At 42.2% G+C, this 17,093-nt stretch carries 16 protein-coding genes; 10 read left to right on the plus strand and 6 right to left on the minus strand.

The genetic code is table 11. The annotated features are described in order from the left end of the window. Window positions 1-12 precede the first annotated feature (12 nt). Complete coding sequence (gene erpA / locus C5471_RS17710) at window positions 13-357, plus strand: iron-sulfur cluster insertion protein ErpA (RefSeq protein WP_133814231.1); 345 nt, start codon at window positions 13-15, stop codon at window positions 355-357. A gap of 74 nt (window positions 358-431) precedes the next feature. On the opposite strand, the gene btuF is transcribed toward erpA, so the two are convergent. Together btuF and mtnN are read right to left on the minus strand one after the other, a co-directional pair. Next, the gene (btuF, locus tag C5471_RS17715) at window positions 432-1,259 is read right to left on the minus strand and encodes a vitamin B12 ABC transporter substrate-binding protein BtuF (RefSeq protein ID WP_133813500.1); all 828 of its coding nucleotides are present in this window, start codon (window positions 1,257-1,259) and stop codon (window positions 432-434) included. Window positions 1,260-1,368: 109 nt separating this feature from the next. Further along, window positions 1,369-2,070 carry a 5'-methylthioadenosine/S-adenosylhomocysteine nucleosidase gene (gene mtnN, locus C5471_RS17720; protein WP_133813501.1) on the minus strand — a complete coding sequence of 234 codons (702 nt, stop codon included), beginning with the start codon at window positions 2,068-2,070 and terminating at the stop codon, window positions 1,369-1,371. 126 nt (window positions 2,071-2,196) lie between these two features. Between mtnN and dgt the strand changes: the two genes are divergently transcribed. Beyond that, window positions 2,197-3,723: a dGTPase gene (gene dgt, locus C5471_RS17725; protein WP_133813502.1), complete on the plus strand. Its 1,527-nt coding sequence runs from the start codon at window positions 2,197-2,199 to the stop codon at window positions 3,721-3,723. Here dgt and C5471_RS17730 read toward each other — a convergent pair. Then, complete coding sequence (locus C5471_RS17730; RefSeq protein ID WP_133813503.1) at window positions 3,707-6,058, minus strand: ATP-binding protein; 2,352 nt, start codon at window positions 6,056-6,058, stop codon at window positions 3,707-3,709. The genes dgt and C5471_RS17730 overlap by 17 nt on opposite strands. Before the next feature lie 53 nt (window positions 6,059-6,111). On the opposite strand from C5471_RS17730, the gene rlmD reads away from it, so the two are divergent. The 4 genes from rlmD (at window position 6,112) to C5471_RS17750 (ending at window position 12,688) form a co-directional block, all read left to right on the plus strand. Continuing rightward, on the plus strand, window positions 6,112-7,428 hold the full coding sequence (gene rlmD / locus C5471_RS17735) for a 23S rRNA (uracil(1939)-C(5))-methyltransferase RlmD (RefSeq protein ID WP_133813504.1): 1,317 nt from the start codon (window positions 6,112-6,114) through the stop codon (window positions 7,426-7,428). Between the two features lie 41 nt (window positions 7,429-7,469). Continuing rightward, a complete protein-coding gene (gene relA, locus C5471_RS17740) occupies window positions 7,470-9,701 on the plus strand; it encodes a GTP diphosphokinase (protein ID WP_133813505.1) in 2,232 nt (743 codons plus the stop codon). Window positions 9,702-9,724: 23 nt separating this feature from the next. Next, entirely contained in the window at window positions 9,725-10,510 is a 786-nt protein-coding gene (mazG, locus tag C5471_RS17745) for a nucleoside triphosphate pyrophosphohydrolase (RefSeq protein ID WP_133813506.1), read from the plus strand. 1,548 nt (window positions 10,511-12,058) lie between these two features. Then, window positions 12,059-12,688, plus strand: a complete 630-nt coding sequence (locus C5471_RS17750; protein ID WP_133813507.1) for an AAA family ATPase — start codon at window positions 12,059-12,061, stop codon at window positions 12,686-12,688. Between the two features lie 373 nt (window positions 12,689-13,061). Here C5471_RS17750 and C5471_RS17755 read toward each other — a convergent pair whose 3' ends face one another. Next, the gene (locus tag C5471_RS17755; RefSeq protein WP_133813508.1) at window positions 13,062-14,408 is read right to left on the minus strand and encodes an ISNCY family transposase; all 1,347 of its coding nucleotides are present in this window, start codon (window positions 14,406-14,408) and stop codon (window positions 13,062-13,064) included. Window positions 14,409-14,492: 84 nt separating this feature from the next. Between C5471_RS17755 and C5471_RS17760 the strand changes: the two genes are divergently transcribed. The 4 genes from C5471_RS17760 to C5471_RS17775 are packed head-to-tail and all read left to right on the plus strand — an operon-like array spanning window position 14,493 to window position 15,973. After that, window positions 14,493-14,792, plus strand: a complete 300-nt coding sequence (locus C5471_RS17760) for a hypothetical protein (RefSeq protein WP_133813509.1) — start codon at window positions 14,493-14,495, stop codon at window positions 14,790-14,792. 2 nt (window positions 14,793-14,794) lie between these two features. Further along, the gene (locus C5471_RS17765) at window positions 14,795-14,941 is read left to right on the plus strand and encodes a hypothetical protein (protein WP_166296218.1); all 147 of its coding nucleotides are present in this window, start codon (window positions 14,795-14,797) and stop codon (window positions 14,939-14,941) included. A gap of 51 nt (window positions 14,942-14,992) precedes the next feature. Then, window positions 14,993-15,583 (plus strand): tyrosine-type DNA invertase, encoded by a 591-nt coding sequence (locus C5471_RS17770; protein WP_133813510.1) that lies wholly within the window; start codon window positions 14,993-14,995, stop codon window positions 15,581-15,583. A 24-nt stretch (window positions 15,584-15,607) separates the two neighbouring features. Beyond that, complete coding sequence (locus C5471_RS17775; protein ID WP_133813511.1) at window positions 15,608-15,973, plus strand: hypothetical protein; 366 nt, start codon at window positions 15,608-15,610, stop codon at window positions 15,971-15,973. Between the two features lie 138 nt (window positions 15,974-16,111). On the opposite strand, the gene C5471_RS24895 is transcribed toward C5471_RS17775, so the two are convergent. Together C5471_RS24895 and C5471_RS17780 are read right to left on the minus strand one after the other, a co-directional pair. Next, complete coding sequence (locus C5471_RS24895; RefSeq protein ID WP_278250173.1) at window positions 16,112-16,237, minus strand: hypothetical protein; 126 nt, start codon at window positions 16,235-16,237, stop codon at window positions 16,112-16,114. 72 nt (window positions 16,238-16,309) lie between these two features. Then, a complete protein-coding gene (locus C5471_RS17780; RefSeq protein WP_133813512.1) occupies window positions 16,310-16,984 on the minus strand; it encodes a coiled-coil domain-containing protein in 675 nt (224 codons plus the stop codon). Between the last annotated feature and the right edge of the window lie 109 nt (window positions 16,985-17,093).

A 17,093-nucleotide genomic window follows, 5' to 3' on the forward strand; every position in this document is an offset into this window, starting at 1 on the left:
GAGTAAAAAATGATGGGCGATGATATAGCGTTACCTTTGCAGTTTACAGATGCTGCCGCCAGCAAAGTGAAAATCCTGGTTTCGGATGAAGAAAACCCAAACCTGCGTTTACGGGTTTATATCACAGGGGGGGGGTGCAGTGGTTTCCAGTATGGCTTTACCTTTGATGATCAGATCAATGAAGGGGATATGACCATTGAGAAGCAGGGTGTCGAGTTGGTTGTTGACCCGATGAGCCTGCAATATTTGGTTGGTGGTTGTGTTGATTATACCGAAGGTCTGGAAGGTTCACGTTTTATCGTTACGAACCCTAATGCGAAGACCACCTGCGGTTGTGGTTCTTCTTTCAGTATCTAATGCCCGGCAATCTCTCGGAATGGGTCTGCGAATAATATGACCCATTTTCGGATACTCTTGTCATCCCACGTTTATTAGGTGCCATTGTCGTTTAGTTGCTGGCATAACTGTTCCGCTGCCAGAATGATGCGAGGCCCCGCCCGATGAAACCAATCTTCATGCAGTGTAATCACTTTGGCCTTCAATTGAGGATGCCAGAAATTCTCAATTAATTTGGCTTGTTCCGGTCCACCGCTGATAACAATCGTCTCAGGTTTCCGAGTCAGTACTTGCTCACGGCTTACCTGAGGCCAGGGAACGGAACTGTCAGCAAAAATATTTCTGCCACCACAGATTGAAAGCACTTCACTTTGTAGTGTCTGTCCTGAGGCAGTAAACAGAGATTGAGTGCCGAATTGTAAAAAAACAGGTTTTGGTGTGGTAGCGGCATATTTTTGTTTCAAAGCGGCAAATCGTTGGCGCAGTTCAGCCGCAGATTTTTTTGCCTGCTCAGGATGGGGGCTGTATTCAGCCAGTTGCTCTAAATTCTGAGCTATCTGCTCAATAGTTTTAGGATCGGAGTAAAAGATCTTAATACCAAAAGAGGCGAGTTGTTCCAGTGGGCGTTGGGGATTACCGCCTCGCCATGCCAGAATCATATCGGGTTTCAGCGTGATAATCCGTTCCAGATTAATGCCTTGCCAGTTAGCCACTTGCTCAAGTTTACTGGCTTGAGGAGGATAATCAGAATAAGCGCTGGCGGCGATCAGATGGTCACCTAACCCGGCAGCATAGGCTAATTCTGTGGTTGACGGGGATAAGCTGATGACCCGTAAAGGCGTGGCATACAAATAATGACTGAAACCACTGAGAAACAGTAAAAGCGATAACCAAACTGAACCTGCGCTTTTTATCCATCTCATGAAAGTATGCCCTTGAAGATATAAATATTCTGCATGTTGCCGGCAGAGCAGACACGCCCTTGATATCTTCTGAAAGTATTAATCAGGGCGTGATTCTGTCAATAAAATATTATTTATCGTGACTCAGTGTTGCCAGCATTGCGCTGACCATTAATGTGGATTGGCGGGCCGCCACGGCAAGAAATTCATCAAAACTGAGATGAGATTCCTTATCTGCCACATCAGAGATAGCGCGTACAACAACAAACGGTGTGTTGTATTGGTGGCAAACATGCCCTATTGCTGCCGCTTCCATTTCTACCGCAGTAACTTGTGGGAAAGTCGCTCGGATACGGGCCAGGGGTTCAGCACCGTTAATAAATGCATCACCGCTGCAAATCAGCCCACGTATCGCATTTAAATCCAGTGAGCGAATACATTTTTCTGCCAGTGCGATCAACTGGTTATCCGCCAGGAACGCAGGGGGGCATTGCGCCATTTGACCTGGTTCATAACCAAAAGCAGTAACATCCGCATCATGATAGCGAACTTCGCTGGATACCACGATATCACCGATTTGCAATTGCGGATCAAGGCCACCTGCGGAGCCTGTGTTGATAATCACATCAGGCTGACAATATTCAAGCAGTAAAGTCGTACCAATTGCAGCAGAAACTTTACCAATACCGGATTTTAACAGTGCGATCTCCACGCCGTTGAGCTTACCGGTATAGATTTCGCAGCCACCCCGTGACAGTGTCTGGCGATCTTCAATTTGATCGCGCAGTAAAGTCACTTCTTGCTCCATAGCACCTATCACGCCTACTTTCATTGTGTCATACTCGCTGTTGATTAATTAATCATATAAAATCATTCAGTTCCTGAGTTTAACATTTAATGCAGAACAATCAGATAATCTGTGGTGTAAAACAGTGCTATCTCACAAGTCGGGGGATAAATGTCCGGGACAGACTTTAGTCAGAAGCTTAATTATCAACGTAAATACAGCTATTATGATGTTGATCCTAATGATGAAGAACAAGTTATTCGCCAGTTTGAAAGTGATCGCGGGCGGATTATGAATTCAGCGGCTATTCGTCGTTTACAGCAGAAAACACAGGTTTTTCCTCTGGAAAATAATGCCGCTGTCCGCAGTCGTCTGACTCATTCATTGGAAGTGCAACAGATTGGGCGCTATATTTCGAAAACGATTATCAATGAACTGAAAACGCGTAACTTATTGGCTCAATATCGGCTGGATAAACGGCTGTTGCCATTTGAGAGCCTGATTGAAATGGCGTGTTTAATGCACGATATTGGTAATCCACCTTTTGGTCATTTTGGTGAAGCGGCAATTAAAGACTGGTTTACCAGAAAGCTTGATCTTAATTTTGCCCTGGAAAATATTGAGCGAAAAGATCAATGTGAAATACTGGCATTGCGTTTGTGCGGCGATGTGAAAAAAGATCTTTTCCGTCGCCAGTTACGTCAAGATTTATGTCAGTTTGAAGGGAATGCTCAGGCTATCCGTATGGTACACAGCCTGTTAAAACTCAATCTGACTTATGCGCAAATTGGTTGCATTCTAAAATATACCCGTCCTGCTTTTCGTCTTGAAAAAGAGCTGGATCAATTTAATTACCTGATGAAAAAACCGGGTTTTTATTGGTCGGAAAAGAATTTTGTCCGCGAATTACGCCGCGAGCTTAAAATGGGGGAATTCTGTCGTTTTCCACTGACTTATATTATGGAAGCCGCAGATGATATCTCTTATTGCATTGCTGATCTGGATGATGCTGTTGAAAAAGATATTTTTGGCGTAGATACGCTGATGGAATATTTAGAACAGGAGTGGGAAGAAAACGGCGGTCATCGGTCCAGGGATCTGTTCGACGCGACGATCAGAAAAGCGTATAAAAGAACGAGTGGCAACGAATTACGTCGAAGTCAGCAGGACCAATTTTTTATGTATTTGCGGGTTTATATTACCGGCAGGCTGGTACCTTACACTGCTCGTCGTTTTATTGATCATCTGCCTGCTGTTTTTGAGGGTTCATTTAATCAAGCATTACTTGAAGATAAGAGCGAGGAGCATCGGCTGCTTAAAACGCTAAAGAACATAGCCTGTAAAAGAGTGTTTAATCATCCGGAAATTGAAGAATTAGAGTTGCAGGGATATAGAATTATCAATGGGTTATTGGATTTTTATTGGCCGTTATTGAAGATGTCCCGCCAGAGTTTTATGCAATTAAACCAAAACAATTTCCATAAAGATTATTTTATTGAAACCCGGTTGCTGCACAAACTTTCCACCAAACATCGCTTGGCTTATAACGAAGCGGTAGAAGGGATCATCGCCACTGATGAATCAGAAAAAGACCTGTTGGAATTCTACTACCGTGCTCGTCTTATTCAAGATTACATCAGTGGCATGACAGATAATTATGCTTATGAAGAGTATCGGAAGTTTATTGTGTGTAACTGATAGTTGGGCCGTTACTCAATAGCGTTTGGGCAGCGGCAAGTACATTATCAATTTCATCTATCAACTCCAGTAATTCAGGTTTTATATCGGTTAATGGAACGTTTTTTTGTAATTGCTGTTCAATTAATTGGCAAAGTGCTTTAAGTTGTGGCACGCCGCTGTAACAGCAGCTACCGTGCAGCTTATGGATCTGCTGCTGATAATCGTCAACAATGTCCCCGGATAAAACCCTTTCTGTGATTGCTTTCATATCCGGCAGAGAATCCACCAGCATTGTTATCATTTTCTTCGCTAGCTGTTCTTTTTCTGCTGCCTGTTGCAGCGCTAATTGCCAGTTAACATGTTGTGATTCTGGCGTTTTAATGTGACGGTTTAGCACTGTTCTCAGGCCATCTTCGTCCAGAGGTTTGGTCAGAAAATCTTCAAATGGCGATTGATCTGCATCGCCCTTTGGCCGGCAGGTATAGGCTGTGACGGCGATAATCGGGGTATTACGGTGTTGTGGTAGCTGGTGGATGCGTTCAGCAGTACAGATGCCATCCATACCCGGCATATGGATATCCATCAGAATGACATCAAAATGGTGAGATTTTGCCGATTGTAAAGCGTCTTCTCCATTACTGCATGTCACTGTTTTTTCTACCACGTCTTTCAGTAATGAGCCGATTAATTTGAGATTGGCTGAATTATCATCAACGGCCATGACTGTCATGGGTAAACGCGGGGATTGAATAATGGTTTTTTGTGGTACAACCGAGCCGGTGAGAATGAAATCGTCTTTTCCTAGCCACAAATTAAAACGAAAAACGGAACCTTTTTCCGTCTCGCTGGTAAAACTGATATTACCGCCCATTTCGCGGATCAGTTTCCGGGTAATTACCAGACCAAGTCCGGTTCCACCATAACGGCGGGAAATACTGGCATCTGCCTGATGAAAAGCCTGAAACAGATGAGGTTGCTGTTCAGGGCTGATACCGATACCTGTATCGCTGACAGTAATCTCTAAATTGATTTTATGGGATTGCTGTTGTATCAGATTGATTTTTATTTTCACAAACCCTTGTTCAGTGAATTTAATTGCGTTACCGATAATATTGGTGAGTATTTGCTGGAGGCGCATAGGGTCGCCTATGACCAGATTCGGTATTTGGGGGTTAACGCTGTGCGTTAGCTGAATGCCCTTATTTTGGGCGCTGGGTGTCAATAAAACCATCACCTCATCAATGGTATCTTGTAGAAGAAATGGAATGTTTTCCAGTATCAGCTTATCAGCCTCAAGCCGGGAAAAATCCAATATATCATTGATAATATTCAGTAGATGATTGGCAGAACGTTCAATAATATACAGATATTCAGTTTGCTGTTTTGTCAGCGAAGTTTTCAGTGTTTGGCGGGTAAAACCAATGACGCCATTAAGCGGTGTGCGCAATTCATGGGACATATTTGCCAGAAATTCTGTTTTTATTCTGGCGGCTTCCTGAGCGCGTTTCTTCGCTATTGCCAGTTCAACGTTCTGAATTTCAAACTGCTCCATCGTTGCCCGTAGATCTGAGGTTGCTTGATCAATATCGTTCTGCATCTCTTCTTTATAGCTGGAGAGCGATTTTGCCATAGCATTAATACCATTTTTCAGCGTATCCAATTCACCAAAATATTTCCCGCTGACACGGCTGTTTAACTGCCCTTGGCGAATTTTATCGACCGTACTGACCATATCGCTGATAGGTTTTGTGATTTTGCGCACCAAATGGTAGGCAAACAGTGAGGCCCAGCCAAGGCAAATTAATAATAGCAATATAAAGATAACGATTTCTTTATATTGCTGTAAGTGAGCTGACCGTAAATCAAGATCAATGGCGATATAACCGATTGGATGTAGAGATGGGGTATCAGCGTTCTGCTGATTTTGAGATAAATAGTGCTCTGAGATAATCGGCATTCGTAAAATAATACTGTTTTTGACCTCCATTTTTGTCAGGACTGTTGGCAGTGGCATACCTGGTGCAATCTGGAGTTGAGCAGAATTGTATTTATAATTTGATATATCAAATAGCTGATTATCATCATTAAAAATGGCAATCGCCCGGACTATCTCAGAATTTCTGCGATGAAGCCGGGTTATCAATGAGTTGACGCGTTCACGGTTATGCAGGTTTATGCCGATTTCACTGGCAATCGAAAGGGGTTCAATGATACTGACCCCGGATCGAACGATTTGGTTTTTCAGTTCACGATAGTGATAACAGAGAAACGATATACTGAAAAACATGCCAACCAGTAAAATCGGCACTAGGATCAGGCTCATCATTCGGGTGCGTAAGCTATATTTGGTCATAAGCGTCCATTATGGGAAAATAAGAACTTAATAATTCATAGTCCGTAAGAATCATGGTGCAATTTTATTCCCCCAATCGCCGAACAGTAAACCGGCATATCATTACAGTCACTGCTGATAATCTGGATGCCCAAGGACAGGGTGTAGCTCGTTATCAGGGTAAAACCATTTTTGTCGCCGGATTATTGCCCGGTGAACAGGCACAGGCACAACTAACGGAAGAGAAACGCCAATTTGCCAAAGCAAAGTTGGTTAAGCGTTTATCTGACAGTCCATATCGTGTCAATCCCCGCTGCCCACATTTTGGAATATGTGGCGGTTGTCAGCAACAACATGTTGCATCTGATTTACAGCGAGAGAGTAAAGCCAGTGTTTTGGAACATCTTATCAAACGGGAAACTGGCATAACTGTCTCGGCCAGGCCGGTGATCCTCAGCCCTGAATATGGTTATCGGCGCCGGGCAAGGCTAGGTTTACATTATCAGATAAAACAACGTCAACTGATGATGGGATTTCGTCAGAATCAATCCAATGAATTAGTTGCGATAAAAACATGCCCTGTTTTACAACCTGAATTGGAACGGTTATTGCAGCCGCTATCTCAGTGTCTAAATGATCTGAAAGCGGCTAAACGGTTGGGGCATGTGGAATTGGTGCTGGCAGATAACGGCCCATTGATGATATTGCGCCACCTTGATCCCCTGAAAGGGGAAGATAAAGCAAAGTTATGCACATTTGCTGTGCAGCACAAGGTGACTGTCTATCTGGCGGCAGATGAAACTTCGATTGAGTCACTGCATGAAGCGCCGGAACCCTGGTATCAGGTGGATGGTCTGAAACTGGTTTTCAGTCCAAGAGACTTTATTCAGGTTAATGATTCGGTAAATCAACAAATGGTTGCTCAGGCGATAGCGTGGCTTGATTTACAACCGAATGACAGAGTACTCGATCTGTTCTGTGGTATGGGGAATTTTACCCTGCCGATTGGCCGGATAGTGCAGACGGTGGTTGGAGTGGAAGGGGTTGCCACGCTGGTAGCGAATGGGCAATATAATGCCAGATTAAATAATTTGGATAACATATCTTTCTTCCGTGAAAACCTGGAGGCGGATATACATCGTCAACCTTGGGCGAAACTGGGGTTTAACAAGGTCTTATTAGATCCGGCGCGTGCGGGTGCGGCAGGAGTCATGTCACACATCGTCGAGCTGGCCCCTGAAAAAGTGGTCTATGTCTCTTGTAATCCAACAACATTGGCGCGGGACAGTAAGATTCTGCTTGAGGCTGGCTATCATATTATCAGTATGCGGATGCTGGACATGTTTCCGCATACCGGTCATCTGGAGTCAATGGCGCTATTTAGCCGCTAGATTGTGGTTGGGTAGAGGCTGTGAAGGAGTCGGGAGAGATTATGGTTGCGGTAAGAAGTGCTCATGTAACCCCTGCGGGAGAGTTTGCAGTAAATAAGTGGATCGCCAGTTTAAATATAGCGAATCTTCAATTGGGTGAGAAATTAGCCGAAACCTGGCGTTATTGTCACGAAAAAGCGCAAAATCATCCTGATTCAGAACTTCTGTTATGGCGTGGCGTCGAAATGGTTGAGATCCTTTCCACGCTGAGTATGGATAATGACAGTATGCGCGCTGCGCTACTGTTTCCGCTGGTTGACGCCAAATTGCTCGACAGTGAAACCGTCACCGAGGCATTTGGCAGTGCGATCATCCATCTGGTGAAAGGCGTCATGGATATGGACGCTATTCGTCAGTTAAAAGCCACGCATAATGATTCAACCTGTTCCGTGCAGGTTGATAATGTCCGCCGGATGCTACTGGCAATGGTAGAAGATTTTCGCTGTGTTGTTATCAAGCTGGCGGAACGTATTGCCCATCTGCGGATAGTGAAAGAGGCGACTGAAGATGAGCGAGTACTGGTTGCTAAAGAGTGTTCCAATATTTATGCGCCACTGGCTAACCGCCTGGGGATTGGTCAACTCAAATGGGAGCTTGAGGATTATTGTTTCCGTTATCTCCATCCTGATGAATATAAAAAAATTGCTAACTTACTGCATGAGCGGCGGATTGATCGTGAACAGTATATTGATCACTTTGTCAGCACATTGCGTAAATATATGCTCAAAGAGAGCGTAACAACTGAAATATATGGCCGACCTAAACATATCTACAGCATCTGGCGCAAAATGCAGAAAAAATCACTGGCATTTGATGAGTTGTTTGATGTCCGCGCTGTACGGATTGTGGTTGAGCGTTTGCAGGATTGCTATGCGGCGCTGGGGATAGTACATACTCACTATCGCCATTTGCCGGATGAATTCGATGATTATGTTGCTAACCCGAAGCCTAATGGCTACCAATCCATTCATACCGTAGTGCTTGGGCCGAATGGTAAAACATTAGAAATTCAGATCCGAACCCGTCAGATGCATGAAGATGCGGAATTGGGAATAGCAGCCCATTGGAAATATAAAGAGGGTGCGACGGCGGTTGGCCGAGCGGGGTATGAAGGACGTATTGCATGGTTGCGTAAACTGATCGCATGGCAGGAAGAGATGGCCGATTCTGGCGAGATGCTGGATGAGGTTCGCAGCCAGGTGTTTGATGATCGGGTATATGTATTTACGCCGAAAGGGGATGTTATTGATCTGCCTGCTGGTTCTACGCCACTGGATTTTGCCTACCACATTCACAGCGATGTAGGACATCGTTGTATTGGAGCGAAAATCAGCGGTCGAATTGTGCCATTCAGCTACCAATTGCAGATGGGCGATCAGATTGACATCATCACGCAGAAACAGCCGAACCCAAGCCGTGATTGGTTGAATCCAAACCTGGGATACGTCACCACCAGCCGTGGTCGGGCGAAAATTCATAACTGGTTTCGTAAACAGGATCGGGATAAGAACATCATTGCAGGTCGTCAGATGTTGGATAACGAACTGGCTCACTTGGATATCAGCCTGAAAGAAGCGGAAAAACTGCTAATTGCGCGTTATAACGTCCATACCCTTGATGAAGTGCTGGCGGGCGTTGGCGTTGGTGACATTCGTATCAACCAGTTGACTAACTTTCTGCAAAGCAAATTCAATAAAACCACGGCGGAAGATGCAGATCGGGAAGCGCTTCGCAATTTGGAAAGCAAACCCCATGTACAGCGTAGTTCTGTTAAAGATAACGGACGGATTGTGGTAGAAGGTGTGGGTAACTTGATGCATCACATTGCCCGTTGCTGCCAACCCATTCAGGGGGATGAGATTGTCGGCTTTATCACCCGTGGCCGGGGAATATCTATCCACTGGGCTGATTGTGAACAGCTGGCGGATTTGCAGGCCAGTGCGCCTGAAAGGGTGGTGGATGCGGTTTGGGGAGAAAGCTATTCCAGTGGTTACTCACTGATTGTGCGTGTGGTGGCGAATGATCGCAGTGGATTACTGCGTGATATCACCACGATCTTGGCGAATGAAAAAGTGAATGTGCTTGGGGTGAGCAGCCGCAGTGATGTAAAGCAGCAGATTGCCACCATTGATATGAAAATTGAGATTTATAACCTGCAAGTACTGGGACGGATATTGGCGAAAACCAATCAGTTACCGGATGTCATTGAAGCCAAACGCCTTCATGGCAACTGACCGCAGGAAAATTGGGATAAAAGATGAAAACACCCGCTATAGAACGGTTACTGGGGATCATGGCGCAGTTGCGCCATCCTCAACAAGGATGTCCTTGGGATAAAGAACAGACATTCGAAACGATTGCACCTTATACATTAGAAGAGACTTATGAAGTCATTAATGCCATTGAGCGTGGTGATTTTTCCGATCTGAAAGAAGAATTGGGCGATCTATTATTTCAGGTGGTGTTCTATGCTGAAATGGGCAAAGAGCAGCAGTTGTTTGATTTCGATGACATCAGTAATGCCATTAGCGATAAGCTGGAGCGCCGGCATCCACATATTTTCGGTCAGCAGCAGACTATCAGCAGTGATGTGGCGATCAGTGGCTGGGAAAAACATAAGGCACAGGAAAGAGCACAAAAAGATCTTCATTCTGTTTTAGATGACATTCCGGCAAGCCTGCCGGCGTTAATGAAAGCTTATAAAATTCAGGAACGCTGTGCTGGCGTTGGTTTTGACTGGGATACCTTGGGGCCGGTGCTGGGCAAAGTTTATGAAGAGATAGACGAAGTGATGGATGAAGCTCATCAGGCAGTTGTTGATGAACAGCACCTGGAAGAAGAGATTGGTGATTTACTGTTTGCTGCTGTGAACTTGTCGCGTCATTTGGGGTACAAACCTGAAATTGCCTTACAAAAAGCATGTAATAAGTTTGAGCGTCGGTTTAAAGGCGTAGAAAAGCTGATCCTGAGCAAAGGCCAGACGCTGGAAGCGGCGACATTGGAAGAAATGGAACAAATGTGGCAACAGGTTAAGAAACAGTAAGTTGAAGGAATAGCCTGAAAGCTGAAATTTTTAGTGTTTTGAGAGGAAAATTTATGCTGAATAAATTTTCCTGATCTGGTTTAAAAGGGAATTAAGTGTTTCTGGATTGGCTATTCTATTATTTTGTGATGAATGTCTTGCTGGTTTTTACAATGATAATTTTTTCAAAAAAGAATATTATCAAGAATAGCGGATAATATTGTAATATCATCTCCACTATTGCTCAATAATTTTAAACATACGGAAGAGGTTTATTCCATGCTTATGAATATCAATATATTTATACATTAAAAGGAAAATCAATACCGATTGCATTTAAGTAAAAATCAATGTATTGTGTTTTATTAACTATTTATATTTACATTCTAGGACGAAATTTCCAAAAGATTCGCAAAGGACATTGTTTAGATTTTGGTTTTAGAGGGTTGTATGAATTTGATAATAGCTGATGCATTGGAATATAAAGGCAGGATAAAAAAATTCGCATCCGGGAATAAAAATGTCATTATATTTCTCTGTTTATTATTACTCCCGGCAAAAGCCAGTGGTCTAATTGATATATTAATTATCTTGTCTTCGAATATTGTTACGCCAGGGAGTTACATTAAATCATTTTATTTTTCTTCCATATCGTTAATAATTTATGTGTTATTTTATTCGGTTAACATAAGATTTTTCCCTACGGCAAGAAAAAATTCATTCGTTGTTTCTTTGGTAGATAAAAAAACATGGTTTTTTTGTCGTGTCGTTTTTTTTATTTACAGTGCTTTTCCGATGATTATTTTCTTTTTCTTGGGTTTTTCCGCTGGAAACGTTAATTATTTGTATTATTTCTCATCCATGCTGTTTTTAATTATTTCTTTTGCTGTAATTGGATTTTGCCTATTTGAGTTAAATTTCTTATGTTTTGTTTTTGCTGTTGTATTCTTTACTTTGTCAGCATCATTCAGAAGTGGAATATTATATAATTTTATTTTCACGTTAGCTATTTTATTGATGGCATTTAGATTATATTTAAACCCTGCATCATGTTATCCAATTTATAAAAAAAGAAGTTACTTTCATCAGGATTTTTTTCATTACCTTACATTATAAATCTCCGATATTATTTTCATAAAAATAAAATATCGTCACTTATTATGTTATTGTTCGTCATGATCTTATATATATTATGTGAAAGTGCTTTTTCTCAAATTTCAGCCAAAGCTGATTATATATTATTAGTATATTTCAGTGTTGTTATGTATATGTGTATGTTGTTTTTCTATAATTCTTCATATATTGAAATGAATTACCTTTCATATTTATCTAATTTTTTGTCTATGCGGAAAATTTTGTTTTATAATTATTGTGTTTCTTTGTTTTTATTTTCTTTTTTAATTTTTGCTTTTTGTTTTCTGGTTGTTAAATCATTTCCTATTATTATTTTTATATCTTATGTTTTTCTTTAAATTATTTTGTCATTTATTTCTCTATTAAGAACACAGTACACGAAACTTATTATCCTTTGTGTTGTTTTCTTTTTTACATATTTTTTCTGGGTTATTTATGCTTGAAATTATTGAACTGGAGGTTATTATTAATGATAAGACTATTTTTTCAGGAATTAATTGTAATTTTCATGTCGGATTAAACCGTATTGCGGGAATTAACGGTGCGGGTAAAACGGCTTTTCTTTCAAGTATTGCTGGTGTAAATAAGGTTAAAAAAGGAATGGTTAATTTTATAAGAAGGGAGAAAACATATCGATTTAGTTTACAAAGGCATGGTTTTTACATCTCAGATAATGTTTATTTTTATAACTTTATTACTGGAATGGATGTGATAAAGCTAGGAAAGCGTTATAGAAAAAGTAATCTAAAACATCCATTAGACTACTATTTAAATGGTTTTGGCATATCTAAATATTCTGGTATTGAATATGGAAAAATGTCACTTGGGACAAAAAAGAAATTTCTATTGACATCGGCTTTTATTACGGACGCAGATGTTTATATTTTTGATGAACCAACAAATGGCCTTGACTCTGATTCTATAACATTTTTAATAGCATTGATGATTTCTCTCGCAGAAGAGAAAATTGTTATTTTTAGTTCACATGATGACAGCTTTTTACAGGAATTAAACTTTACTACCTATGAAATAAATGGTGATAAAATAATACATCATGGTGAATAAAATAGACCGTTGGTTTTTCTCCAATACTTAATAACGCTTTATTATAAATAACTTTTCAAAATAGTGATACACCTTGCCAACGCCTTACACAACAAAGGTTTCAGTATGCATAGCACAAAGCGGGTCAGAGTGGCCATTTTCAGATATCAATCGAATAGACCAACTGTATCGGTATTATGAAATTCTATTTAACCTGTTATCGCAAGTCGTTTTTTTACTCGACGGATTTAATGGGTATAAAGTTTTAACCGTCGTTTTTATCCCTTTTAACACCTGTTTTTTGTTAAGTTTAATCAAAATGTTATTGCAAGTTTAAAATGTCACCTTGTTCTCCAAAATAGTAATGTCACTTTTATTCTGAAGAACAAGGATTTTATCTCCGTAAGCTGGCTCTGAACTCCTCAGGATTGGCCAGTACCGGATTGACGGCTCTCAGTTGCTCCTGAACTCTGGCCTGTGCCCTGCGTCTTGGCATGGATTTACTCCGGCTCCGCTTATCCTGACGCTCCAGCTCGTCCATTTTGTCCTGTGCCAGTTTCAGTACCGTACCGAGGCGTTTGTTATCGACAATTTTCCCCTGGTCAATACAGTCCAGTTTATCGAAGACCTGACAGCTCAGTGCGCGGTGGCCGTATTTAAAGGCTAAGGTGCCGTCCGGATAGTCATAGACCATGATATTTTCACCGGCAATACGTGAGTTTTCTTCTGTCGGGTCAACAAGATAAATCATTTTGTCATAACGGAAGGTCAGTGATTTGGTGAGTTTCCGGGTTTCCTGCCAGGCGAACATATCATCCAGCTCTTCAGCACTTTCAGTCACCAGCCGGTGCAGATTTTTAGGGTAGCGGGGCGCGCGGGCAAAACGGCGGTTAAAGTCACTGATAAAGGATTCAACCCAGGCGTTGGCTTCCTCAATACTGCTGATACCTTCCAGGCGCATTTCTTTGATAAGCCTGTCCTGAAGCGTCTGATTAGCCCGTTCGACCCTGCCTTTCGCCTGCGGGCTGTTGGCACAGATAAGATCGACACCGATATCATGAAGTACCCGTCCGAACTGAGTTGTTCCCGTCAGTGCGCCGTTCGGGTGATTGACCCGGAATATGCCGTGTTTATCGCTGTAAAACACCAGAGGCTTACCGTGCTTGTTAATGTATTCACGGGTTGCCAGCATATAATCGAATGCAGATTCAGTTTCCCCGAAGCGCAGGTGCATCAACTGACCGGTCGCATCGTCAATAAAGACCAGGAGGCAGCATTTCGGAGCACGACCTTCAAACCAGTCATGAGGGGAACCCTCGATTTGGATCAACTCACCAAGACAATCACGCCGGTTACGTGGCTGGTAAATGCGCGGCTTGCGTCTGACGTAAGGCACCCAGAGGCCGTCAGCGGTCATCCATTTGCGGAGAGTTTCAACGGAAACCACAATATCATGACGTTCTCTGAGTTTTTCAGCGGCCAGTGTCGGCCCGAAATCACTGTAATTTTGCCGTACCAGAGCCAGTACCCGCCATTTCAAAGACTCCGGCAGGCAACGGTTGCCCTGATTTCCTCTGTGGCCGTGGGTTAGTCCGGCTGCGCCTGAGCCCCGATAGCGGTTAACAAGCCGCTGAACCTGTCGTTCGGTCAATCCCAGTTGTCCAGCAGCGTCGCGCCGCCTGAGCCGTTTTTCACAAACGGCCTGAATGACATTAATACGGCGTAATTCTTTATCTGACATAGTCACCAACATCCGAATGTCCTTGTTGCAGAAAAGGTTTTATCCTTTATGCCGCAAAAAGTGACATTTCTAAATGGCTAAAAAGTGACATTACTATATTGCTGCTACACAATCGGCATCAGTAAGAAATGTCTGGCTGGTGCCCACGAATACGATGTTGCAAAAATCAGAAAACACTGCAAAGAATATTGGAACACGCCATTAGGTCTGGGAGCTGATTACATAGGATTGCACATTGAGACTATTGGTGAAGAAATATTCATCAAGGACTCGCAAGGACGATTTTATATAGAAGTACCGCCACGTATTGATATATCAGAAGCAGAAAAGACACTGAATAAATGGATTTCTCAGATTGAACAAAAGCAGAATGGGAAGGAATAAACATGACTCAATCAACCCTCATCGCATTCAGTAAACATTTGAGAAAACGTCACGCTAAACGTCAGCCTGTTCGAATTCCTGCTATGACAGGCAACCAATTAGAAATATTTTTACGCACATTAGAACGCGTGCGTGGCTACTCTGTATAACAATTATTTCCCCTGTTGGATTGAATTTCGGCAGGGTCTTGAGAGGATATTATGAGCCAACGTAAACATCTTACGCAATTCAAAGTGGAGAGAATGTTGGAAATGACGAAAAAGAGCTCAAATCCGGAGCGTGATTATTGTTTGGTATACATGAGTTTTGTTCATGGCTTACGTGTGAGCGAAGCCAAGCATCTACGGTTATCAGACCTGGATTTGGGAGAAAAAACTCTTTACGTACAGCGCTTAAAATGCGGATTTTGTACGAATCAACCGCTTTTGGGTCATGAAATACATTCGATAAAAGCCTGGCTCAAAGTACGTAAAACTTTACCAGGAGCCGCAGAAAGTAATTGGTTATTTCTGTCACGTTTCGGAAAACCGCTGACACGTCAGCGTATTTATCAAATAATTCGACAACTTGGTGAATTAGCTAATATTTCTGTCAATTCGCATCCACATATGCTGCGCCATGCCTGCGGCTTCGCTCTTGCAAATAGAGGGATAGACACACGGTTAATCCAAGATTATCTTGGACACTGCAATATCAGGCATACCGTGCGGTATACTGCTAGTAATTCAGAACGCTTCCAGGGAGTTTGGAAAAGTACACCAATCCGACGGCCAGTGGCACATTTTAGCTGACGATAACGCAAATGGGAGATATTTATGAGTGAAAATTCAATGCAAAGCTGGACAGAAGCTGCGTTAAAGAGACGTAAAATTGCCGAGGAAGCATTTGTGAACGTCATGTTAGATGGTTGCAGACATGGAAGAAATTATAACTCTGACAAGCAAGAATTCTCTGATCAAAAAATGGGGCTGGATGCACTTGAGCAATATAAAGTGATAAATAAAGTGATAACTTTTTCGGGTTACGAGGGCATTGTAACTGTATGGATTGATGACTCGAGTGTGTATCATGCTGAATTTACTCGTTATCAATGTGAGATATCAAGAGTATTCTGCGTGAACAAAACTGAACTGGAAACGTGGATTAAAAAATGGCTTCCGAAAATACACGAATTCAATTAGCGATTGGTTCTTCTGTGTACGGAGAAGCCCTCTTAAGCCCCGATAAACCGTGGTATTTAAAACTAGCAATTTAGGCGGTAAAGGGGTCTGACGCTCTATAGCACTTAACACCGTTAACTGAATTGAACGGTATTAAGGTCATTTAGAGATTTCTTTATCAGAATACCCACGTTTTTTTAACTGAGTTTTTGTGAGCAGCACTTCAATTGATTTTGCGGATAGTTCATCGTAGCCGGTGGTTTCAGTATCAAGATAAACGGTCATTTTATTGAACTCCAGTTACTTAATCTTTTTTTCATTTACTTGGGTTTTATTAGCCAATTCAAGCTTTTCATTTTAATCAATCAGCTCATCTTGTCTTTTCTGTACCGCCGTAAGCAAAGTAGCATTCTGCGCTTGTACAGCCTCCAGTTGCCCGGTCATTTTTGCAGACACTTCACGCGCTTCCGCTGCTTCACGACGTGCCACATCCCGCTCTGATGTTACCTGCTTTAGCAACTCAGCATGACTGTCAGAACCTTGTTTAGCCTGTTTTCGATAATCAGCATATATCTCAGCATTCGCAGCGGCTTTTGCTTTCAGCTCGGCTAATTCAACACTCAGCTCTTGAATACGTTCAATACTCTGTTGACGGGTAACATCAAGTTCATCACTGACGGATTGATGTTGTTCCGATACTGTTTTTACAGTCTGCTCTGTCGTTGCTAATTTTTCTTTGACTTGAGCAAGCTCACGTAAATGTTGCTTATATTCAGCTTTAGCGGCTTGTTCTATAACTGATAGCCGTTCATGTAATTCAGTTTGTTCTCGAACATGCTGTTCTGACGAGACTTTCATTGCTTGCTCTGTAGCTAATAACCGTTCTTTTAACTGCGCCAGTTCGACGGCCTGATGTTGCGCCAGCAGTTGTGATTCTGCCAACTGTTGCTTAAGATCACTCACATCAGCATAGGATTCATCCAGTTGGCTATTTTTGCCCATCCCCCGATAGGGTTCAAAGTTACTTTTCAAGCCCTTCCACTGTTTATGACTTTAATCTGTAAATAATGTCGTCAGGTCAACCGACTTGACGAACTCACCAACGCTAAATGTTGTCGCTATGTCATTAAACTCAAATCGA

It is taken from the genome of Photorhabdus tasmaniensis, from assembly GCF_011189505.1.
In the GTDB taxonomy this organism is placed as follows: Bacteria; Pseudomonadota; Gammaproteobacteria; order Enterobacterales; family Enterobacteriaceae; genus Photorhabdus; species Photorhabdus tasmaniensis.

Excerpts from the sequence above, each read along its gene's own strand:
- C5471_RS17750 (WP_133813507.1), top strand. The coding sequence starts at position 12,059 with ATGCTTGAAATTATTGAACTGGAGGTTATTATTAATGATAAGACTATT.
- relA (WP_133813505.1), top strand. The coding sequence starts at position 7,470 with ATGGTTGCGGTAAGAAGTGCTCATGTAACCCCTGCGGGAGAGTTTGCA.
- rlmD (WP_133813504.1), top strand. The coding sequence starts at position 6,112 with ATGGTGCAATTTTATTCCCCCAATCGCCGAACAGTAAACCGGCATATC.
- C5471_RS17755 (WP_133813508.1), bottom strand. The coding sequence starts at position 14,408 with ATGTCAGATAAAGAATTACGCCGTATTAATGTCATTCAGGCCGTTTGT.
- dgt (WP_133813502.1), top strand. The coding sequence starts at position 2,197 with ATGTCCGGGACAGACTTTAGTCAGAAGCTTAATTATCAACGTAAATAC.
- C5471_RS17765 (WP_166296218.1), top strand. The coding sequence starts at position 14,795 with ATGACTCAATCAACCCTCATCGCATTCAGTAAACATTTGAGAAAACGT.
- C5471_RS17730 (WP_133813503.1), bottom strand. The coding sequence starts at position 6,058 with ATGACCAAATATAGCTTACGCACCCGAATGATGAGCCTGATCCTAGTG.
- mazG (WP_133813506.1), top strand. The coding sequence starts at position 9,725 with ATGAAAACACCCGCTATAGAACGGTTACTGGGGATCATGGCGCAGTTG.
- C5471_RS17775 (WP_133813511.1), top strand. The coding sequence starts at position 15,608 with ATGAGTGAAAATTCAATGCAAAGCTGGACAGAAGCTGCGTTAAAGAGA.
- erpA (WP_133814231.1), top strand. The coding sequence starts at position 13 with ATGGGCGATGATATAGCGTTACCTTTGCAGTTTACAGATGCTGCCGCC.
- btuF (WP_133813500.1), bottom strand. The coding sequence starts at position 1,259 with ATGAGATGGATAAAAAGCGCAGGTTCAGTTTGGTTATCGCTTTTACTG.
- mtnN (WP_133813501.1), bottom strand. The coding sequence starts at position 2,070 with ATGAAAGTAGGCGTGATAGGTGCTATGGAGCAAGAAGTGACTTTACTG.
- C5471_RS17770 (WP_133813510.1), top strand. The coding sequence starts at position 14,993 with ATGAGCCAACGTAAACATCTTACGCAATTCAAAGTGGAGAGAATGTTG.
- C5471_RS24895 (WP_278250173.1), bottom strand. The coding sequence starts at position 16,237 with ATGACCGTTTATCTTGATACTGAAACCACCGGCTACGATGAACTATCC.